Origin of the sequence: Psychrobacter sp. UBA3480, from assembly GCF_002377945.1 — a bacterium.
Lineage (GTDB): Bacteria > Pseudomonadota > Gammaproteobacteria > Pseudomonadales > Moraxellaceae > Psychrobacter.
Genome location: NZ_DFQV01000033.1, coordinates 242,034 through 262,933, shown reverse-complemented (window position 1 = coordinate 262,933; position 20,900 = coordinate 242,034). Strand labels below are relative to the sequence as shown.

Below are 20,900 nucleotides of genomic sequence, written 5' to 3'. Positions count from 1 at the left end.
ATATCATGTCGACTTATTCCACACAGCTGGTTTCAAATGGCCACTAAATATTATTTTCGAATACCAAAGATGTATCAATTCTACTACTTAAAATCTGCCACATATATAGTTAAACACTACTTAAAAAACGATGATTTCGTGCGCTAAATCTAACAAAAATAACGTATTTATAATAGGCAGATATCGCAACAGCTGCTAAGCTTAGCGACGATTTAGATTTTGCCACGCGTAATACAACAACAGTTTGGTAATACATCTAAAAAGAGTGACTTAAGCACTCTGAATCATTATTTGTCAGTACATTTAGGCTCATTAAGGTAAATTCGTTATGTCGATGTTCAGTATAGAACCAAGCAGCTTATCGTTGAGCCTAACCCTAGGACTGACTTTAGGGCTTAGTGCTTGCCAGAGTTTGCCCAAGCAGCCACATTTACCGGAAAGCCAAGCACTATCAGCACGTGTAGAGGCTCTATATTCAGATAAGCAAATGACGCAAGGTGAGACGATTAAGACTAGCAGCACTGACTTGGTCTCTGCCATTAGTGCGCAGAACGATATTCACCCTGATTTGTCTGGTTACCATCCAATCGTAACCGGAGCGAATGCTTTTGCGGCACGTAGCATCCTGACAGATATGGCCACGCGTAATATTGATGCGCAGTATTATATTTGGCATAACGATCAGGCTGGCCAGCTTCTGTTAAAAGATTTATGGGACGCGGCCGAGCGTGGCGTAATCGTGCGCTTATTGTTAGATGATTTTAATAACAGTGCCAAGTTCGATCAGCATTTATTACGCTTTGCCAGTCATCCTAACATTGCGGTGCGCATCATCAATCCTTTGATGCATCGTAAGTTTCCAACGTTGAACTATGTGACTGGTTTGCCGCGTATCAATCGCCGTATGCACAATAAAAGCATGACCTTTGATAAGCAGATTACTATCATCGGCGGGCGTAACATCGGTAACGAATACCTTAGCAATGACCAAAGCAGCCAATTTGCAGATTTGGATGTCTTACTTATCGGTAAAGTCGTTGCAGATATTGATAACAGTTTTTATGACTATTGGTCATCGCCTTTATCATTTGATATCGAGACCTTAGCGAAATTTGATGATGACGTCACACCTGATTTTTTGAAGGCCTTAGATAAGCTCGGTCTGGATGAAGAAAACAACGAAGGCAGCAGCTTGACGGTTTATAAAGCTGCGATCAAAGACTCTACGATTGATAGTGACTTGATTAATAAACGTGTGCCTTTCCGTTGGACCGACATGCAGTTTTTAAGTGATGATGTTGGCAAACTAAGCAAAACGGTTCCTGCTGATACCAACTTGGTTCATCAGTTGCGTAACTTGCTTGGTAGCCCAACCAAGAAATTGACGATTATTTCTTCTTATTTTGTACCGACCAAAGATGGCGTCGATACGTTGGTTAAACTGGCTGAAGCTGGTGTCGATATTAAGATATTAACCAACTCATTTGATGCGACCGATGTGACTGCCGTGCATTCTGGTTATAGCCAGTGGCGACCTCGCCTGCTTCGTTCAGGCGTCAAAATATATGAGCTAAAATCAACCGCTGCTGAAGAAAAACGTGATAACAAACTGTGGCGAGCACGTAGCCAATCATCGACCAGTTTGCACGCAAAAACGTTTGCAGTAGATGACTATCAAGTCTTTATCGGTTCATACAACGTTGACCCACGCTCTGCCAATATCAATACCGAAATGGGTGTCATTATTAATGATGACGAGCTAGCAAGGCAGCTGCATGGCGCTTTGAGCGACGATCTATTAAATCAAGCGTATGAGGTCAAGCTACTAGAAAATGGTAACCTGCAATGGCATACCATGGAGAAAGGCGAAAAAGTAGTCTATGACTCCGAGCCACGAGTGGACATGGGTGACCATGTTTGGCTAACCATTATGTCTTGGTTGCCCATTGACTGGCTGCTGTAGATACATAACTTATTAATTTCGACAGTTCTAGAACATTTAGTTTTGCGACTCAGTTGTATTAAGTAAACAAAATACCATTCAAACACTTTTATTTTAAACACCCAACTTATTGTTTTGGCAAATCATCTTTTATATATCTTGATTTGCCGTTTTTACCATGGCCGGTTATCCAAACGATGATCGTCTTAATGACCACTTTACTCTGTGGATATGTGATCTATTATGCCGTCTCGTTCTCAATACGCCCTAATGTCTACTAAAGACAAAAACATAGTGATGTTCATTAGCTTCATCAGCGCTGTGATATTTTTTGATTTTTTGATTTACTTGTATATCTCAGATATTGTTTCAGCGGCTATTTTTCCTGCTAATGCTGACCCTAGAGTTGCTAAACTGCAAGGAATGGGGCTTTTTGTTATCGGTTATTTAGCACGTCCAATCGGAGGTGTTCTCATCGGTCGTTATGGTGATATAAAAGGTAGAAAGCCCGTTTTATTGCTAAGTATCATAGTCACCGCATGTAGTCTCCTAGCGATGGCATTTTTGCCCACTTATGCACAGTGGGGCATCTTTGCGCCTGCTTTATTTATTTTATTAAGAATTATACAGGGTATGGCATACGGACTTTATGTTCCCTTATCTTGGGTATTTGTGGCAGAGCATGTGCCCAGACAGTATTTATCAGTAGCTTGTAGCTACGTGACTGCCAGCTTCTTTGTAGGTGTGTTATTCTCAAATGCATTTTTTATGTGGCTCTCTAGCTTTATGACCACAGCTGAGTTAACTGAGTACGGATGGCGCTTGCCATTTTTAGTGGCCGCTGTACTCAGTGCTTTGCCGTTATTGGTGTGGCGATTGGTTGGAGAGACGCCTTTCTTTTTAGCACTCGTAAAACCGAAGACAGGCAAAAATGCAGGCAAGCCGCTGACGTTACTCTTCAAACACTGCAAACATTCCATTTTTATCGGTATGGTACTGACACTAGTAATCTCTAGCATTTCTACTGTTATCGTTTTGCTATTACCGGACTTGATAGAGATAAACTTTTCGTTAGACAGTGATTTGTTCGGGTTATCCCATAGCTTGGGCATCATATTTATAATTTTTGGCTGTATATTCTACGGGATGATTTCTAATCACGAGAATTTTGGTAAAGTGTTGGCAATCGGTTCAATTTTACTGATTGCTCAAATGTTGGCGTTCTTTTACCATTTACAGGCGGGCGGTGATTATATATTAATCATGTATGCGATTTTGGGCTTCTGTGCTGGCGTGATTGGTATGGTCCCTGCTATCCTTATAGAGCTGTTTCCGACCAATGTACGTCTCACCGGCGTTGCTTTTTGCAACAATGTCACACAGGGTATCGTGGGTGTACTGATACCTTTTGGTCTTGGATACGCCACGACTCTAGTCAGCTTTTCACCAGCACTGTACATTGCCTTTATTGGCTTTATCGGTATTATCATGGGGCTTTATTTTTATAATTTGCCCGAGTTGAAAAAGATTGACCACGTTATTGTATAAGTAAACAGTCAATCGCCGCTTCGCATAACGCTTGAAGCTCTAGAAAATCTTGAAAATAAGGTGCAATGGGTTGTCTCATCCATTGCACCTTCTCCATTTATTTAAGACACAAATATTAAGGCTTGATAACCATGGTTGATATGACCAACAAACGCCTCTCAGTTGCGCCAATGATCGACTGGACTACGACAGATTATCGTTATTTTGCGCGACTGTTTAATACGCATACCTATCTATATACCGAGATGATCAGTACTGGTGCATTGATACATGGCAATCGAGCACGCCACTTGCGCTTCGATACACTTGAGCATCCTCTTGTATTGCAGCTCGGCGGTGCAGACATCAGTGAGATGACGCAATGCGCAGAGTTTGCTCAGCAGTATGGCTATGATGAAGTCAATATCAACGTCGGTTGTCCCTCAGATCGCGTACAGCACAACAAAATAGGCGCCTGTCTGATGGCAGAACCTCAGACCGTCGCTGATTTGGTCAAGCATATGCAAGCTGCAGTCGATATTCCAGTGACGGTCAAACATCGTATTGGCATCGATGACTTTGATAGTTATGAGTTTATGGTGGACTTTGTGCAGACAGTGGCAGCGGCAGGTTGTACCCGCTTTATCGTACATGCGCGTACGGCATGGTTGCAGGGGCTCAGCCCTAAGCAAAACCGCGAGATACCACCGCTGCGTTACGATGATGTGTACCGTCTAAAGCAGGATTTTCCTGAGCTAGATATCGAAATCAATGGCGGCATCGATACAATTGAGGACATCCGAACGCACCTACAGCATATCGATGGCGTGATGATTGGTCGGGCGTTTTATCACAACCCGTATCTATTAGCAGAGGCCAATAGCTTATGGAATGAGGAAACTCCTGAGACAATACCTAAGCGCTCAGAGATTTTAGAGCAGCTATATCCATATCTCGAAGAACAAATTGCAAAAGGCGAAGCGCTGCCAACGATGACACGGCATTATTTAGGACTCTTCCAAGGTCTAATGGGCGCACGTAAGTGGCGCCAAGCATTGAGCGGCAAACCTCAGCTGACAATTGATGATATTAAGCGAGCTGCCGATGAAGTGCTATCGTTAAATCCTGATGCATAGCCCTAATACGTAGCCAAATTTGAATATCTAACTGGCTCGATAGAATTTATATGCCAGCCGTTGTTGTGGTCAGCATTTTATCTACGTCGCTTGCGCAATATACTGCCATATCGCTGCACCATTATTGATAATGTGCAGTACGATTGGCAGTAATATCGAGCCTGACTTAATCCGTGCATAGCAAAATATCAATGCTAACACTACGATGGTACTAATCTCGTAGATACCATACTGCACATGGATCACAGCGAATATCAAACTTGTCACAATACTGGCGACAATCGCCCCATAATTCGCTGAATAGGATGGTGCTGTGAACTGTTCCGCGATGGCTGACCACAATATACCGCGAAAGATAACCTCTTCATAAATTGGTGCGACGACCACCATGGCAAATACCAGTAGCCAAACCGAAATGACAGACTGATAGAGCGGATCAACAAACACCAACGGCGCCATATCAAGTACATACGTCAATGCCTGACTGGCAATCATAAATATCAGTAGCAGCCCAAGCATGCCTATACCTACCGACAGTGAGAACGGCTTTAGTGCTAAATATTGACGCAGACTGCCACCTTTTAAACGAATGATAAGCATGCTAATTGCCACTAGCAATACACAGCCGATGAGTATAGACAGGCTCACAATTGTTCCATCATTACTACCAAAATAGAATATACGCCCTATCGATGTCCTTTCATCGGCAGGTAATACAAGCTTGCCAGCGACATAAACACCTACCAACTGACTGATAAAAAACGCAAGCACCATTCCTACTGTTAGCACGAATGTACCCACGCGCGAAAATAGTGGCAGAGACTTAAGTGAGGCAGTCGTACTAGATGGCGCAGTTAGGTTTTTTGGCATAAAGGTATCACTTAAAAATACTCTGGCAGCTCATATCCATTACAAGCATGACTGATGATATGTTGCGTTTATTCGGACAGTTGCTGCTTGATCAATCCTAGCACCTGCATTGAAACAGACTCTGGATGCTCAAGTGGGAACATATGGCCCCCTTCATGAGTCTCATAAGGAATGCCCAAGCGCGATTTTATCTGCTGTGGAAAGCGACGTTTCAAAAAGATGCTGTCTTGACCAATGATTAAAGTCACAGGAACTTTAGGGCCACGGTTTGGTGCCAGCCAATACCAAGATGGATTGGTACGGAACACAGCAACTTCGCTGGCTTTAGGAATAGCCAATGTCACTTTACCATCAGCGCGCTCATGTAATCCATGATCGATATATCCTTGAAAGCTACGCTCATCAAAATTCTTGAAAAACCCTTTATGTCGCATTTTCTCATATGCTTCATCCCGGCTATCCCACACATCACGGCGATGTTTGGACACGCCAGCTGGTGACAGTTTGTCCATCAGACGATTATTCATAAGCGGTAATCTATCTGCTGTCTTTGCCAAATGCCACAACAAGCTGACTTTGCCATAAATCCAAGGCGGGTCCATAAGCACCGCTTGTGCAAATAGTTCAGGCTGACGATACGTGGCCTGCAACGTACACATGGCCCCAAGCGAATGCCCCACTCCTACTACCTGTGCAACGCCATGCTTTTTGCAGGCACTGTTTACGCTATCAATGATTTGCTGCGTCAGACTACGCCAATGATCATCTACTGGATAATCGGGCGTATCACCCAACATCGCAATATACTCAATCGTAAAAAATTCTGATAAACCTTTAAAAAAAGGCTCATATACCGCGCTTGGCATTCCATTAGCATGGGCAAAATGCAGCACAGGTTTATTGGTTATTTCAGAGACAGGTAGTTTAGCAAAGGACTGTAAATTTATTTCATCACTCATGACAGACTCTCGTGGGATCATTTATGTTATATATTATTTTAATGATTGAACCTTGTACCATTATCAAAACCAACAGCATTAAAAATAACTTCTTCAAAACCAACCATGTTTATATGGCAAGTTTGACGACTGTGTTTGATGGTTATAGTTGTATAGCTAATTTAATCAGGCTATCACTTGGGCCAAGGTTTTTTATTTGGTATTGCATACAATTAAGGCTGAGCACAATTATATGCTCAGCCTTAACAATCATACACATTATATCTAAAACATAAAACGATTAACGCATTTGCCCAGTGTTGCTTTCTTGTGGCAATACGTCAAGACTAACGCTAGAGCCAATACCGGCACCTAACTTCACTGCAAAACGATCCATAAACATTTGGAACGGATCAGTTGGGCTATAGCTGATGATCGTATCAAGGTCGAGTTGCTTACTTAGACTTGTGATACTACCTGTTTTGTCTGCTAAGCCTAGCTCAATAGACTGCTCACCTGTCCAGAATAGCCCTGAGAACAGTTTGTTTTGCTCAGGATTTTTCAGACGGTTACCGCGACCTTCTTTGACAGCGTTGATAAAATGCTTGTGCGTGTTTGCTAGTACTTTTTCGACATGATTTTCTTCATAGTCAGTCAATGGACGAGATAAGCTTAAGATGTCTTTATACTCACCAGCCGTAATCGTACGATCTTCTACACCAACTTTGTCCATCAAACCTTTAACATTGTAGCTTGGCATAATGACACCGATAGAGCCGACCAAACTTGACGGATTGACATAAATCTCATCTGCGGCAGACGCAATATAATAAGCACCTGAAGCACCGATATCACCAATCACCGCATAAAGCTTTTTGTCTGGGTACTCTTGTCGTAAGTCCATCATGGTCTGCCAAATCTCATCAGACTGTACTGGTGAACCGCCAGGTGAGTTAATGTCCAATGCCACTGCTTTTGAATTACTGTTTGCAAAAGCGTCTCTCAAGGCTTCATTAACATCATACGCATTGGCCACATCGTCATTACTGATGACGCCTTGCAGCTCAACCACTGCCAAATGCGGATCGCTAGTATCGACTGCGTCCATACCTGTTGGCGCACTGCTGCAACCACGACCAAGGGTCAAAAATATCAATAAGATATAACCAAAGGTCAGTAGTTTAAAAAAGATACTCCAACGACGAGCGCGGCGCTGCTCAACCACACTCGCTAATAACGTGTTTTCCAGCACCTTCCATTCTTGTCCACTTGGCGGGCTTGGTTGCTGCGGTTGCGTTGGCTGATTTGCCGAATTATCAGGACGTTTGTTAGGGTCTGGTGGCCAGTTGGGCATATAACTTCCTAAGTTAGAAACAATCTAAAACAATAAAATGAGGTTGTCGAGAAATACAGCTAGAACGGTGGTATATACCTGATACTGTCTCACCATATCTGTGACCTATGTTAATAGTCAGTGACCTGTATTAATAGGCTGCTAAGTATGGTGGTATTTCGATAATGGTTCAATAGTATAACTGTGAAATATCACTATATTGTAACGCTGATAATATAAGCCTTATTTTTGAGGGTTAGTAGTCTCGGCGTTGGGAATGCTATCAATGTTATTTAGTTGTTTAGCGATAATGCCGCGTCTAACGGCTTATTATCATAGGTTATAACTTCATCGACTCCCTGACGACTTATGACATCGCCTGTAATTTGCGAAGCACTATGACCAAGCCACCTTGTATTTTTGAATAGCATGTCATCATTATTCGATTCAACTGAACATAGTAATGACCACAGTTGCCAAGCGCGTTGATGAGTATCAGCATTTAAAATCAAACGCGACTGGAAAGACTCTGACTGTTTGCCAGTTAACTGGTTAGATACTATTTGTGCTTGACGATTGACAGGTGATTTGACAGGTAACGAATTGAGTGGGTCTGCCGCATTGTATCTTAGAACGCGTATTGGCAATTTAGTATCAAGAGCAATCGTACAATCCCAAACGCTGGCATCACCTATCTTGGTCCAACCAGTAATGGCCTGTACTGACAATTCATCGTTAGTCGACTGCCATGTTTTGCCTTGCTCACAACGTTGGACACTGATAGTAGGCGTATTTTCAGATTGCCTAATTGTTTTATAGGCTTGCTGAAACGTAGACCAAAGATCAGAGCGCCCTGCTTGCCAATATTGGCTAATGGTTAAGTGGTCATTTAATTGCGCAACGGTTATCGGCAGTAATTCAGAATTTTTGGTATTAGCAATATTCTTATTGTCAGAGATTAACGTATCAGTCAGGCCGACATTGCTACTCTGTACGACAATACTCTCTAACTTATCGACAGATAAACTGCCCAGTTGCTGCTTCAAATTTTCAGATAATTTTTCTGCTGTCAGGCTGCTTGGCATCGTTCGTGTAGAGGCTGGTCTGTGATCAGATAAGAACAACCAATTGGTACTGTCTTCGTTGACGGTAGGATATTGCAGCAATGCCGCCGTTATATACGAATCACCCGTTGGCAAAATATATAGGGTCGGTACAGTTACCAGTGACTGCTGATTGGCATACACCGTCATCATCAGCAACGTTAATGGTGGTAACATCAACCAACGACTGAGTAAACCTCGTGGCAACAGCCAAGGCAATGCACTTAGCAAAGCCATCGATAGTATCGCGATATTAACTGGTGTATAGAGCCACGCATCCGATAGCGCTGGCAATGACGTCAGCCAACTCATCAAATCGTGTAGATGACCAACTATCGTACTAATAATTACCCAAAGAATATCAGCGATACTTGGCACCAAAAGATAACACAACCCGGCTAATAAATTGAGCGGTACAATCACCCAACCAAATAGCCCGATAGCAAGTAAATTGATAAAAAGGCCCCATAACGACGCCTTACCAAATAAAAGCAACGTAACGGGTAATAAAGTAAGAAACAGCCAAAACTGTAATTTAAACACACGCTTAACCATTTGCCAAACACGGTTAGATAGCACGTTATTGATATGAGTACGTGGCTTATCATCGTATAAATTCGTTACAGCAGTAGTCTGATGCTGATACGACTTATCGTCATACTTGAGTAATAACGCCACTGCAATAAAAGATAGCCAGTATCCCGCCTGCCATAATACGTAAGGGTCACCCCAAGCCATCAATACAGCTAGCGCTAATAGCACGCGCATCGTACTGATAGGAAGTAATGTTAATCTGACGAATCCAATCGCTAATAACATCCAAGCCGTACGGGCAGCAGGCACGTCAAAACCAGTAAATAGCGCATAAATAAAAGCAGCACCAATCATTACCCACCAGCGCACTTGCCAGCGCGGAATCCGACGGTAAATCGTTGAATAATTACGATCAAACAGCAGTACGACTATACCTGCTAGCACAATAGCTAAAAATAGTACGTGCGTACCTGAAATAGCGAGCAGATGTGAGATACCCGCCAGTTGATATAAGTCCTTAGTATCACGATTAATCAAGCTACGATCACCCGTAAGCAGACTTAATGTAACGGCTTTTGATTGTTGCTCTGCTGTCGTTTGCGCTGACCAGTCTTGATAGAAATGCTGTCGTAATCGCCAACGCCCCTGATCGATACGAGTACGAAAGCGCTGAAGATAAGAATCAGAGTCTAGCGACTGCTTCGAATATTTTTCATCGCTGATTTCATTGCTAATTTCGCTACTGTTTACCAATGTAGGACTAATGGCCAAAATATTCGCAACGCCATCAATATGCCGACCTCGCAACCAGCGATAACTGTCAAAACCAGTAGGGTTATTGACTGCTTGCTCAGAAGTAGCTAACGGCGCCAGTGCTAGGCTAATGAATATCTCATCGCCGGGCTGCAAATCGTTTAAGAATGCAAACTGGCTATCATTTGCAGACTTTTTTGGATAGGCGTTAAGTAGGACTCGGTGTTCGCTAACTTTGAGACTAATTTCATTGGGATTAACATCGTTATTAGTGCTTAGGCTATTTTTATTTGCATCTAAGTAGTCGGATGTTTTAGTTGCTAATTCTATCGGCGTCAGCTCAGCGACTAATGGAGCGATGTTCGTTATCACTGCTACTTGGCGATACCCGCTGTCTGCAGTGGCATCATAAACACTGTCGCTCAACCCTTCGATACGCACTAACGCTTGTACTCGTACCGGTGCAGTTATTTCAGTGCTTTCTGCTCGTTGATGAGTAACCAAAGCTTGCAATGCGCTGCCTATCACTAATGCAGCCGTTAGCAAAGCTAGGACTAAGTATCTAATAATTCGGAAAGGAAGTTTAGTATGACGAGATGCATTGTTAAAGGTACTGTTATCAGCGCTGTGGCTGTCTATCGAGGGTATGTTGAATTGAGCAGAAGCCAACAGAAATATAGCAAATACAATCAGCGCCAAAGGCAGATTAGACGTACCAACTGTCTCTAGCAAAGATAAGTCGGTTGGCATTATCACATTATCTGCGACTGCCAATACGCCCATCATAACTATAATTATGAGGCTACCAATCAACCAGTACACCAGCACTCCTTGCTTGATGACTTAAATATTATTCGGCCAAATATGGTTACTTACTATAGCAAATGGCACGCGATGCAATAGCATTTATATTTATATTACCCTATACTGAGGCAACGTATTAGGTGGTAACTATCTGACACCACCATTCTGTGTGTTCTAACCTTTATCCTACTCACCATATATTACTTTATACCAGCTTCTCAATATCATTGAGTAGACTGTAGTTAATGATTAAAGGCGATCCTGTGCCCCAAAAACGTCTAAAAGACCTACTTCCTACACCAGAGAAAATCTTAGAAAGTCGCACTTTAAAGCTGTTTGCACCGCACTTGGCTGATCCAAGGTTATGGCATTTCAATCGACATAGCCTAAATAAGGCTGTCTATATCGGTGTACTGAGTGCATTTTTTCCGCTGCCAGGACAGATGTTACTGGCGCTCATTGGCTCGCTTATTTTTCGTGCCAATGTTCCTATGGCGCTTGGTTTGACATGGATTACCAACCCAGTCACTAGCTTGCCAATCTTCTATGCTGGATACTATATCGGTGCAAAGATCATTGATGCACCTGTGATTAGCTTGCGATTCATCGGTAGAATGATTGCTGATTTTAGCTTATGGGCATTATCAAACGGCGCCAATCCGTTCATTACTTATCGCGGTACAGTATCGCTTGCTGCATTTTGTATCGGACTAACGATTTTAGCTGTAGTCACCAGTCTTATTTGCGGTTTGGCATTTAAGGCCATTTGGCGTTATAAGACCGTAGCGAGCTGGCAGAAACGTCAGCAAAAACCTTCTGACGAATCTGACAAGTTATAAGGTTCTCTATCGTTATTACACTGCTATAACGCTTACGCCCTAGCTAAACTAAGCAAGCAGAGCTTATTCTTCTTTACTGTTCTCTATAGCGTTCAAAACTTTATCAGTGAAATTGCTATCCATCGGTACGATCTCAATGACTTCATCATTTTTACAGAGCGTATAACGCTTACCTGTCGCGCTATCTTGGACTTTTAGGTCATAATCAACCCCAGCCAAAGTGATAGCATCAAACACAGGGGTCAGTAGCTCAGTTTGTGCCTGTCTATCGAGCGCTTCAAACAAAGTTGGATCGATGTAAGGCTTTAACGGCTCATCACCCTCTTCCGCACTGCCAAAAGCCGCAATTGGATTATCATCTTCACGCATTTTACGCATCCTTATAAAATAGATAAGGCGGCTGGCTCACAACCGCTTAATCGCTAGTTCCTATGATATATTTTCTTAATAATACAACAATAACTTTTCAATATGATAGCCATAACAAACGCCAATAAATGGCGTTTCGGTCAGTTTTTCGACCTAATATAAAAAATTATTAATACTGTTCCCAATGCCCATTGCGTAGCAACAACTGACGGTCAGCAAGCGCCGCCAAATTGCGATCATGCGTCACCATAAGTAGCGCGGTTTGCATAGTGCTTTGTAGCTCTGACAACAGACCAAATACGCTTTGCGCATTGTCATAGTCCAAGTTACCTGTTGGCTCATCTGCCAAAATAAGCGATGGCTTAGTCACTAGCGCGCGTGCAATCGCTACACGTTGACGTTCGCCACCTGATAGCTCACCTGGTCTATGCATCAAACGATGCTCAAGACCGACATTTTCTAGAATCTCAACCGCTTGCTTGCGAGCATCAGTCGTTGATACTTCTGGACGCATCAGCAATGGCATAGCTACGTTTTCGATTGCTGTAAATTCTGCCAACAGGTGATGAAACTGATAAATAAAGCCCAAATGCTTATTTCGCATTGCACCGCGCTCAGTTTCATTCATGCTATTTAATAACTGACCATGCAACCAAACCTCACCACTCGTTGGCGTATCTAGACCACCAAGCAAATGTAACAGCGTACTTTTACCTGAACCACTGGTACCAACGATAGCGATGCGCTCACCCGCATGAACAGTCAGATCAAGACCAGTCAATACTTGTGTACTGACCGCGCCTTCATCATATATCTTATTGATATTGGTCGCCTCTAAAATGGCAGACATAGCGCTTCCTTTATTTTATTTATTTCGGTATTTATTTCGATGTTTGGGCGTTTGGGATTACTCATAGCGTAACGTTTGAGCAGGCTGAATCTTAGCCGCTCGGCGCGCTGGATAAATCGTTGCCAAAAAGCTCAGTACAAACGATGCACCTGTAATTAATACCACGTCTAACAAACGCAACTGTGATGGCAAGTAATTGACAAAATACGCATCAAATAGGTTCAGACCAAAGGCTTGGTTAATAAAGCCTAAAATATCGCTGACCGTAAGCGCAAATATCACACCCAATATCGTACCAGCGATAGTACCGATGACCCCGATAACCACACCTTGAACCATAAAGACTTGCGTAATCAAACGAGGAGACGCACCAAAGGTTTTTAAGATTGCGATATCTGCTTTTTTATCGGTCACTAGCATGACCAGACTTGAGACAATGTTAAAAGCAGCAACTAAGATAATCAAAAATAGTAATAGGCCGACCATGGCTTTTTCCATTTGAATTGCCCCAAACAGATTGCCATGGGTCTGTGTCCAGTCATTTGGATATAGCTTTTCAGGTGCGATAGCAGCCGCTTTTTCCGCAGCTATCGGCGCAGTAAAGATATCGTTAAGCTTCATGCGTACGCCCTGCGCACCTTCTGGTAAACGCAGTAATTTTGCCGCATCTCCCATCGGGATAAACGCCATAAGGCTGTCTACTTCTGGGCTGATCGTAAAGATGCCTGTCAGAGTAAAACGCTTAAACCGCGGTATCACGCCTGCTGGTGATGGCGACGCTTCTGGTAATACCAGCGTCACTTTATCCCCTATTTGCAGACCCAAAGACTGCACCATCTCCTCGCCCAACACGATACTGAAATCACCACTTTTCAGGGTGTCAATACTACCTTCAATCATGTGCTCATTGATAATGGAGACGTTTTTTTCGTATTCAGGCTCGACGCCTGTCACCATGATCCCTGCGACCTGACCATTTGATGTCAGCATCCCTTGCAGTTGAATGAATGGTGCCACACCTGCCACTTCTGGGTCTTCTTTGATCTGATCAGCGAGCTGTTCCCAGTCACCAATAATTTCTGATGAGACCACAGTAGCCTGCGGCACCATTCCCAAAATGCGGGTTTTCAGTTCACGGTCAAAGCCGTTCATCACTGATAGCACCGTAATCAATACGGCAACCCCAAGCGTCAGACCAATCATCGAGATGAGTGATATAAAGGAGATAAAGCCATTACTACGTTCTGCTCGGGTATATCGTAAGCCGATAAATAACGCTAAAGGACGAAACATATTCAAACTCTTTATCTTATCTACGTGCGACTTTATATAGGTTGCATAACGAGCAGTAGTAAATGCATCATACAGTTGCTACTACTCACATATAAATCAAACACAAAAACAGGGGGTCAGACTAGCCAATAACAGCTGTCAAAAGGGAGCTAGTTTGACACAAACTAGCTGATATGTGCCAGTCATTAGCAACAACTGAGAGTATTTTTTACCAAAAAACTGGGTTTTGTTATTATTTTTTATAGGGGGCTTGCTATTAGCTGTACCAATACCTATATATTATATGCTAAAGACAATTGTCATTAACCCCTCATTGAGGTTTACTCACTATTTACTGATAATATCGCTGACCATCATAAACCAATCATTTAAAATGTTGGATGGTACACAAGCAAACACAGTATTAGATACAAACCTCACGCTGACTTAATTTTGAGTATTTTCATGACCATAAATTATCAATACAAAAACATTCAATCTCCCACCAAGATCACGTTGACCGATGAGCAGTCTGCAGGTCACGCCGATCACTGGCGTATTCTGACCGATGATATGAGTCATGATGTGCCTGAATGGTTACAAAAAATGATCGAAGTCGCAGCGATGCCTAAAGGCCTGAACAACAACGTCAGTGCAAAAGACAGCTGCCTGCTTCTATCAGAAGATCAGCCATGCCATATTAATCAAGTGCTCGCGATGAAAGATGGTAAGCCAGAATGCTTTATCAATGCCTACCCTTGTGTCGATAGTCCTTACGGATTGAACTGTAAAATTGAGCGTGTCATCGCCAATGACAACTCACATGATGCCGTGTTGCGCTTACGTACTGCTGATGGCAGTATCATTTATGCGTTTGATCAACTCTATACGACCAACCGTCATCTATATCAGCGCGATACCTCTTACTATGTCAACTTTAGTGCTTGGGCGCACGAAATTAAGCTAAGCGAGCAAAACGAAGTCATCATGGTCGAAGACCAAGAGTCTATCCGTTATCACCGTGCCTTCAACGACATCGTGGCAGCAAATGACGGAAAAATCCCTAACGACCTGCAAGAGCAAATCAGTGAATGGAAGCCTGAAACCAAAGAACAAATGGCACCTGTCGAGATTAACTTGGGTCATATGTGTGCTTACTTGTTTGGCGATACGTTAGGACAAGAAGATGAAGCTTGGTGTCAGGGTCAAGTACTTGGCAAGCAAGAAACCGTATTTAATGGTAAATCTATCATATTGTTTGATGTGGTGACGCTACGTGAGCAAGACGCAGATCCTTTTGTAGTGCGTATCGGTGCGCTCAACACTGCTGAGACTAATAGCATCAAAGTACATGATTACGTCCAAGCAAACGTATGGCTACAAGCAGCAATATACAAAGAAAACCAATCAAATGCGACGCAGCAATCAAAAGCTAGCTAGACTGTTTGAGAGACTTTTTATGCCTATTTGATTGCGCAATAAAAAAGCCCCTAATATGAATTAGGGGCTTTTTTGTGTCTTACTGACTTACAACGCAAAAATCGTATAAATACGCGATTAAGCCATTGTCGTCATTGATTTGATACGAGTGTATAGCTCTTTTTGCTCTGCACTTGGTCGAGCAGTCTGTACTGCCATTAGCTGTGACATATCGCCTTCGACGCGGATTTTGCCACTCATAAATGCACCCATAATTTGATTGGTATCAAAATCAGTGATGATAGACTGTAGGATATCGCGATCTAATAGCAACGTCGTCGTTGCATTATCGTTTAAGCCGCGATGCAGCAGACCATTGGCAAAATTGGCTTCGATAGTTTTATCAGCTTCAGCCACTTTTAGGTTGACGACCATATTGGCAAGTACTGGCGGTAAATTTAACTCACCTGCTTCATTGCCCATTTTTTCTACTTGCTCAAACCATTCATCTGTCAAAAAAACTGCCATATTATATTATCCTTAATTGATATTCTGTCAGACCAATACCCTTGAGGCAATATTGGCCTAACTATTAGAATTATTAAAATGATTGCTATCAATAGATCTATGCAATACATAGCCATTAATGACGTTCAGCCTCATTATAAAGGGCGACTTGATAAGAAGTAAAACCTATTTATCGGCTCAGCAATGTTATTGTTACAAAACTTCTTTGCAAGCCTACGCTTATGTCTAGCGAGCGCTTCCCCCTATTCAATCAAAATGAGCATCTAGAATAGTGACAAAATTGTGTATAAAATAGAGGAGTAGCACAGCAATAATAAGTTGCTCGCTAACATTTATACCAAAGAGTTTGTATTTTGGCGCATAGTTCTGATGATATTTAATTAGGATTGCGTTACAATACCCTTAAACAGAGTCGGGAGTTTTAACCAAACATTACATAATCGTGTTTTTTGTCAGCCGCCGCTAGCATACATCTATGGTCAATGCGTTTTAATAGCCCTATAGATATGGGTATCTATCTTCATTAGTACAGATTTTTTCGTAATAATTAAGATACATATTTAGCCTTATGAGATGTTTGATGCTCAAAACGGCGCGTCTTCTTATTTACCTTGATGATCTATTAACAATCCTACTATCGATTGACTTTAAGTAAAGTGTATGAAATGCCTATTTCTATTTATTAGTATTAACTAATAGACAGTAAGGGCCTAAATCGATAGTTAATGACGTCATTGCGCTAAATAAGCCAAAAAACAACATGTGTTGGCGCTAGTATAAATACAAATTTGAGAGTATTTATAGTGCAGACAACATAGATTGTTGGTTAATTCTGTTGATAATTCGGGCTGTAAAGGAATCATCCAATGAGTTTACAAAACACAGCAGTCGCCCCAGTTGACCGTGAGTATGAAATTACTATCGTAAGATTTTTTACGATCATGGCTGTCGTTTGGGGCATCGTCGGCATGAGTCTTGGTGTGTTCATTGCTTCACAGTTAGCATGGCCAGCACTCAACTTTGACATTCCATGGCTGACCTTTAGTCGTTTAAGACCGCTACATACCAATGCGGTCATTTTTGCGTTCGGTGGCTCTGCCCTGTTCGCAACGTCATATTACATCGTTCAGCGTACCTGTAAAACGCGCTTATTTGCGCCATACTTGGCTTGGTTTACCTTTTGGGGTTGGCAAGCGGTTATCGTATCCGCCGTTATTACCCTTCCTCTAGGTTTGACCTCGACTAAAGAATACGCTGAGCTTGAGTGGCCTATTGATATCTTAATTGCCTTGGTATGGATCTCTTATGCCATTGTATTTTTTGGTACGCTCATCAAACGTAAAACCTCACATATCTATGTGGCTAACTGGTTCTTTGCCGCTTTCATCATTACGATTGCATTACTACACATCGTAAACAGCATGGCGATTCCAGTTAGCGCGTTCAAATCTTATTCGCTATTTGGCGGTGCAACTGATGCGATGGTGCAGTGGTGGTACGGGCATAATGCGGTAGGTTTTTACTTAACGGCAGCCTTCCTTGGAATGATGTATTATTTCGTTCCTGTACAGATTGGTCGTCCTATCTATTCTTATCGTTTGTCTATCGTTCACTTTTGGGCATTGATTGCTTCATATATGTGGGCCGGTGGTCACCATTTGCATTATTCAGCGCTTCCTGATTGGACGCAGTCTCTTGCTATGGTCTTCTCAATCATCCTGTTTGCACCATCTTGGGGTGGTATGATTAACGGTGTACTAACGCTATCAGGTAGTTGGGATAAGCTGCGTACCGATCCGATCATTCGCTTTATGATTGTTGCATTGTCGTTCTACGCGATGTCGACGTTCGAAGGCCCAATGATGTCTATCAAAACAGTGAATGCGCTATCGCACAACACTGACTGGACAGTTGGTCACGTACACTCAGGCGCACTTGGCTGGGTTGGTATGATTACGATTGGTTCGCTATACGTACTGTTACCACGTATTTATAACAAACCGAAGATGTACTCTATCAGCTTAATCACCACGCATTTTTGGCTTGCGACTGCAGGAACGATCTTCTATATCGTGTCTATGTGGATCTCAGGTATTGGCCAAGGCATGATGTGGCTTGCTACTAACCCAGACGGTACTTTGGTATATAGCTTCGTTGATACTGTTGAATTCTCGCATTTCCCATATATTGGCCGTGCATTTGGTGGCTTCTTATATGTATCGGGTATGTTTGTAATGGCTTATAACTGCTATAAAACACTCAAAATGCCAGAAGGTAAGCCTGTAGATGTCGCTGATCCAACGGATCATGAACCTAGTGTCGAAAAACCTTCGACAGCTAACGTATAAGGAGCGATCATGGCTGGTTCACCGCATGAAATTATTGAAAAAAATACAGGCTTGTTAGTCATTGGTATCGTGATTGCTATTAGTTTTGCAACGCTAGTTGAAATCGTGCCATTGATCTATGACAACAAGGGTCCTGAAGAAGGTGGGGTGAACGCTCCCCTTCCCGCTATGGAGCCTTGGACAGCGCTTGAATTTGAAGGTCGTGATATTTATATCCGTGAAGGATGTCACGTTTGTCATACTCAAATGGTTCGCCCATTACGTGCAGAAGTTGAACGTTATGGACCATATTCACGTGCCGCTGAGTCGACGTGGGATCATCCATTCTTATGGGGATCGAAACGTACTGGACCAGATTTAGCACGTGTTGGTGGCCGTTATTCTGAAGATTGGCAAAAGCAACATTTGATCAATCCACGTTCGCTAGTGCCTGAGTCAGTTATGCCTGGTTTCCCTTGGTTGGCGACTAACGAAGTAGATGGCGAAAACGTTCAAGCTAAAATGCGTCTATTCCGCGATCGCTTCGGTGTTCCTTATACTGAAGAAGATATTGAAGGCGCTCCAGATGCAGTGCTTGGCGCTACTGAGCTTGACGCTTTGGTCGCCTATCTACAGCAGTTAGGTACCGCAATGGAAGGACAGCGCTAATGGGTATTGGTGAATTACAAACAATTGCGACCGTTTCTGCCTTTATTGCCTTCGTAGGCGTTGCATGGTGGGCGTATTCGCCAAAAAACAAAAAACGCTTCGAAGAAGATGCACAACTTGCGCTTGATGATGAGGATATAAAATCTCTGTCTGAAGAGCAGCGCAATAAGGATAAATGATGACATTTTTTTGGAGTTCTTGGATCACACTAATCAGTTTCGGTTGCTGGCTTTTTATTCTTGGCGTTCTGCTGTTTGTACTAAAATACAAACCAGACGTTGAGGAAGACGGTACCACTGGTCATGAATACGATGGTATCCGAGAATACGACAAACCACTTCCTAAATGGTGGTTGGTGATATTTTTTGGTTCAATCGTTTGGGGTGTCGCATACTGGGTATTCTTTCCAGCTATGTTCCCGGCACATTGGAACGGTATCGCCACCGTAGAAGTTGACGGTGAAACTGTACCGTGGACCTCTAAAAACGAGTTGTTCAGTGAGCTTGAAAGCAACAACAAAGTATTTACCGATAACTTTGAAAAAAGCATTTTGGTAAAAGCAGATGCTGCAGGCGCGACTGCGACACTTGGTACGCTAAACGAGTTACAAGCGACCATGCGTCGTAGCGAAAACCCACCAGCAGATCTACAGACTAAAATTGACGAAAAAGTTGCAGAACTTGCTCCTTATGTCGAAAAACTGTCTGAAAATCCAAATGCGTTAAAAGTTGGTAGCCGTTTGTTCCTACAGAACTGTTCTGTATGTCATGGCTCTAACGCTAAAGGTGCAACAGGCTACCCTAACCTAACAGACAATGATTGGTTATATGGCGGCGAAGCTAGCAACATTCTGACCACGCTACATAATGGTCGTATCGGTGGTATGCCTGCTTGGCGCGATCAGATCGGCGAAGACGGTGTACGTGCAGCATCTGAGTATGTATTATCACTATCTCCAAACAACGGTAGCAAGAGTAACGGTGAACTTGATCAAACTTTGGTTAATCAAGGCGAAGCAATCTTTAAGCAACAGTGTGCACTATGTCACTCTGAAAGCGGTAAAGGTATGATTTCAGCAGGTGCACCAAACTTGACTGACAATATCTGGTTATATGGCGGTGAGCGTGAGACTGTACGTAATACATTACGTTATGGCCGTGCTGGCGTTATGCCTCAGTGGGAAACTAAGCTAGGTAATGAGCGTATCATGCTACTTGCTGCTTATATCTACTCACTATCAGATAAAACAGGCAAATCACCTGAAGCAGCACCAGTTACTGCTGCTACTCAGCCTATAGCAACTGAAGAAGCAACTGCTAACTAAGACGTTGTTACTGTACTGAATATGGACGAGATTTAATGAAGGGAGAACTGTTATTGCAGTTCTCCCTTTTGCGTATAGTGGTATTGATTTTCATTTAAAAATGACAATGATGAGCGGCTATAAATACTAGAAATCGTTCTCATATACTCATTGCTTTTTACGATTATTACCCCATTATTAGTAAGGAGAATGCTAAAATAGCTATTTTTTAAAATAGTCTATTGGTCACGGCTTTATATCGCTCTGACTCAATCACATAACACGATAGTCAATTTCGCATAAATCAGATACAGGCTTGTTTAGCCTACTACTTGTAGTACCTTTGCTTGTATCAAGGTTATGTTGAACCGACTATATTTACAA

The 20,900-nt window shown here is 42.6% G+C and carries 17 protein-coding genes; 9 read left to right on the top strand and 8 right to left on the bottom strand.

The genetic code is table 11. From position 1 onward, the window contains the following. Positions 1-328: 328 nt before the first annotated feature. The 3 genes from B2863_RS14045 (at position 329) to dusA (ending at position 4,605) form a co-directional block, all read left to right on the top strand. Complete coding sequence (locus B2863_RS14045) at positions 329-1,963, top strand: phospholipase D family protein (protein WP_296211625.1); 1,635 nt, start codon at positions 329-331, stop codon at positions 1,961-1,963. A gap of 222 nt (positions 1,964-2,185) precedes the next feature. Next, a complete protein-coding gene (locus B2863_RS14040) occupies positions 2,186-3,490 on the top strand; it encodes an MFS transporter (protein ID WP_296211623.1) in 1,305 nt (434 codons plus the stop codon). A 131-nt stretch (positions 3,491-3,621) separates the two neighbouring features. Further along, a complete protein-coding gene (gene dusA, locus B2863_RS14035; protein WP_296211622.1) occupies positions 3,622-4,605 on the top strand; it encodes a tRNA dihydrouridine(20/20a) synthase DusA in 984 nt (327 codons plus the stop codon). Between the two features lie 81 nt (positions 4,606-4,686). Here the strand turns inward: dusA and B2863_RS14030 are convergent, their stop codons facing one another. The 4 genes from B2863_RS14030 to B2863_RS14015 form a co-directional block, all read right to left on the bottom strand. Beyond that, the gene (locus tag B2863_RS14030) at positions 4,687-5,475 is read right to left on the bottom strand and encodes a CPBP family intramembrane glutamic endopeptidase (protein WP_296211620.1); all 789 of its coding nucleotides are present in this window, start codon (positions 5,473-5,475) and stop codon (positions 4,687-4,689) included. A 68-nt stretch (positions 5,476-5,543) separates the two neighbouring features. Continuing rightward, complete coding sequence (locus tag B2863_RS14025) at positions 5,544-6,434, bottom strand: alpha/beta fold hydrolase (protein ID WP_296211618.1); 891 nt, start codon at positions 6,432-6,434, stop codon at positions 5,544-5,546. A 280-nt stretch (positions 6,435-6,714) separates the two neighbouring features. Further along, positions 6,715-7,767 (bottom strand): signal peptide peptidase SppA, encoded by a 1,053-nt coding sequence (gene sppA, locus B2863_RS14020; RefSeq protein WP_296211615.1) that lies wholly within the window; start codon positions 7,765-7,767, stop codon positions 6,715-6,717. Positions 7,768-8,039: 272 nt separating this feature from the next. Then, a complete protein-coding gene (locus B2863_RS14015) occupies positions 8,040-10,958 on the bottom strand; it encodes a ComEC/Rec2 family competence protein (RefSeq protein ID WP_296211613.1) in 2,919 nt (972 codons plus the stop codon). A gap of 245 nt (positions 10,959-11,203) precedes the next feature. Here B2863_RS14015 and B2863_RS14010 point away from each other — a divergent pair, with 245 nt between their 5' ends. Beyond that, the gene (locus B2863_RS14010; protein ID WP_227522947.1) at positions 11,204-11,779 is read left to right on the top strand and encodes a DUF2062 domain-containing protein; all 576 of its coding nucleotides are present in this window, start codon (positions 11,204-11,206) and stop codon (positions 11,777-11,779) included. Positions 11,780-11,842: 63 nt separating this feature from the next. Here B2863_RS14010 and B2863_RS14005 read toward each other — a convergent pair whose 3' ends face one another. From B2863_RS14005 to B2863_RS13995, 3 genes are all read right to left on the bottom strand, one after another. Next, the gene (locus B2863_RS14005) at positions 11,843-12,148 is read right to left on the bottom strand and encodes a hypothetical protein (RefSeq protein WP_201567460.1); all 306 of its coding nucleotides are present in this window, start codon (positions 12,146-12,148) and stop codon (positions 11,843-11,845) included. 169 nt (positions 12,149-12,317) lie between these two features. Then, positions 12,318-12,998 (bottom strand): lipoprotein-releasing ABC transporter ATP-binding protein LolD, encoded by a 681-nt coding sequence (gene lolD, locus B2863_RS14000; protein WP_057760792.1) that lies wholly within the window; start codon positions 12,996-12,998, stop codon positions 12,318-12,320. Between the two features lie 57 nt (positions 12,999-13,055). Then, the gene (locus B2863_RS13995) at positions 13,056-14,291 is read right to left on the bottom strand and encodes a lipoprotein-releasing ABC transporter permease subunit (protein WP_296211611.1); all 1,236 of its coding nucleotides are present in this window, start codon (positions 14,289-14,291) and stop codon (positions 13,056-13,058) included. A 444-nt stretch (positions 14,292-14,735) separates the two neighbouring features. Here B2863_RS13995 and B2863_RS13990 point away from each other — a divergent pair, with 444 nt between their 5' ends. Further along, positions 14,736-15,710, top strand: coding sequence for a hypothetical protein (locus tag B2863_RS13990; protein WP_296211609.1), 975 nt, complete (start codon positions 14,736-14,738; stop codon positions 15,708-15,710). Positions 15,711-15,827: 117 nt separating this feature from the next. Here B2863_RS13990 and B2863_RS13985 read toward each other — a convergent pair whose 3' ends face one another. After that, positions 15,828-16,217 carry an SCP2 sterol-binding domain-containing protein gene (locus B2863_RS13985; protein WP_057760797.1) on the bottom strand — a complete coding sequence of 130 codons (390 nt, stop codon included), beginning with the start codon at positions 16,215-16,217 and terminating at the stop codon, positions 15,828-15,830. Positions 16,218-17,083: 866 nt separating this feature from the next. Between B2863_RS13985 and ccoN the strand changes: the two genes are divergently transcribed. Genes ccoN through B2863_RS13965 form a run of 4 tightly spaced genes read left to right on the top strand, consistent with a single transcriptional unit; the run spans position 17,084 to position 20,537 of the window. Then, a complete protein-coding gene (ccoN, locus tag B2863_RS13980) occupies positions 17,084-18,565 on the top strand; it encodes a cytochrome-c oxidase, cbb3-type subunit I (protein WP_057760799.1) in 1,482 nt (493 codons plus the stop codon). 9 nt (positions 18,566-18,574) lie between these two features. Then, positions 18,575-19,213 (top strand): cytochrome-c oxidase, cbb3-type subunit II, encoded by a 639-nt coding sequence (ccoO, locus tag B2863_RS13975; RefSeq protein ID WP_296211607.1) that lies wholly within the window; start codon positions 18,575-18,577, stop codon positions 19,211-19,213. Beyond that, positions 19,213-19,392, top strand: a complete 180-nt coding sequence (locus tag B2863_RS13970; RefSeq protein ID WP_057760804.1) for a CcoQ/FixQ family Cbb3-type cytochrome c oxidase assembly chaperone — start codon at positions 19,213-19,215, stop codon at positions 19,390-19,392. Before ccoO ends, B2863_RS13970 begins: the two co-directional genes overlap by 1 nt. Continuing rightward, complete coding sequence (locus B2863_RS13965; protein ID WP_296211605.1) at positions 19,392-20,537, top strand: c-type cytochrome; 1,146 nt, start codon at positions 19,392-19,394, stop codon at positions 20,535-20,537. The genes B2863_RS13970 and B2863_RS13965 overlap by 1 nt, the downstream gene beginning before the upstream one ends. Positions 20,538-20,900 lie beyond the last annotated feature (363 nt).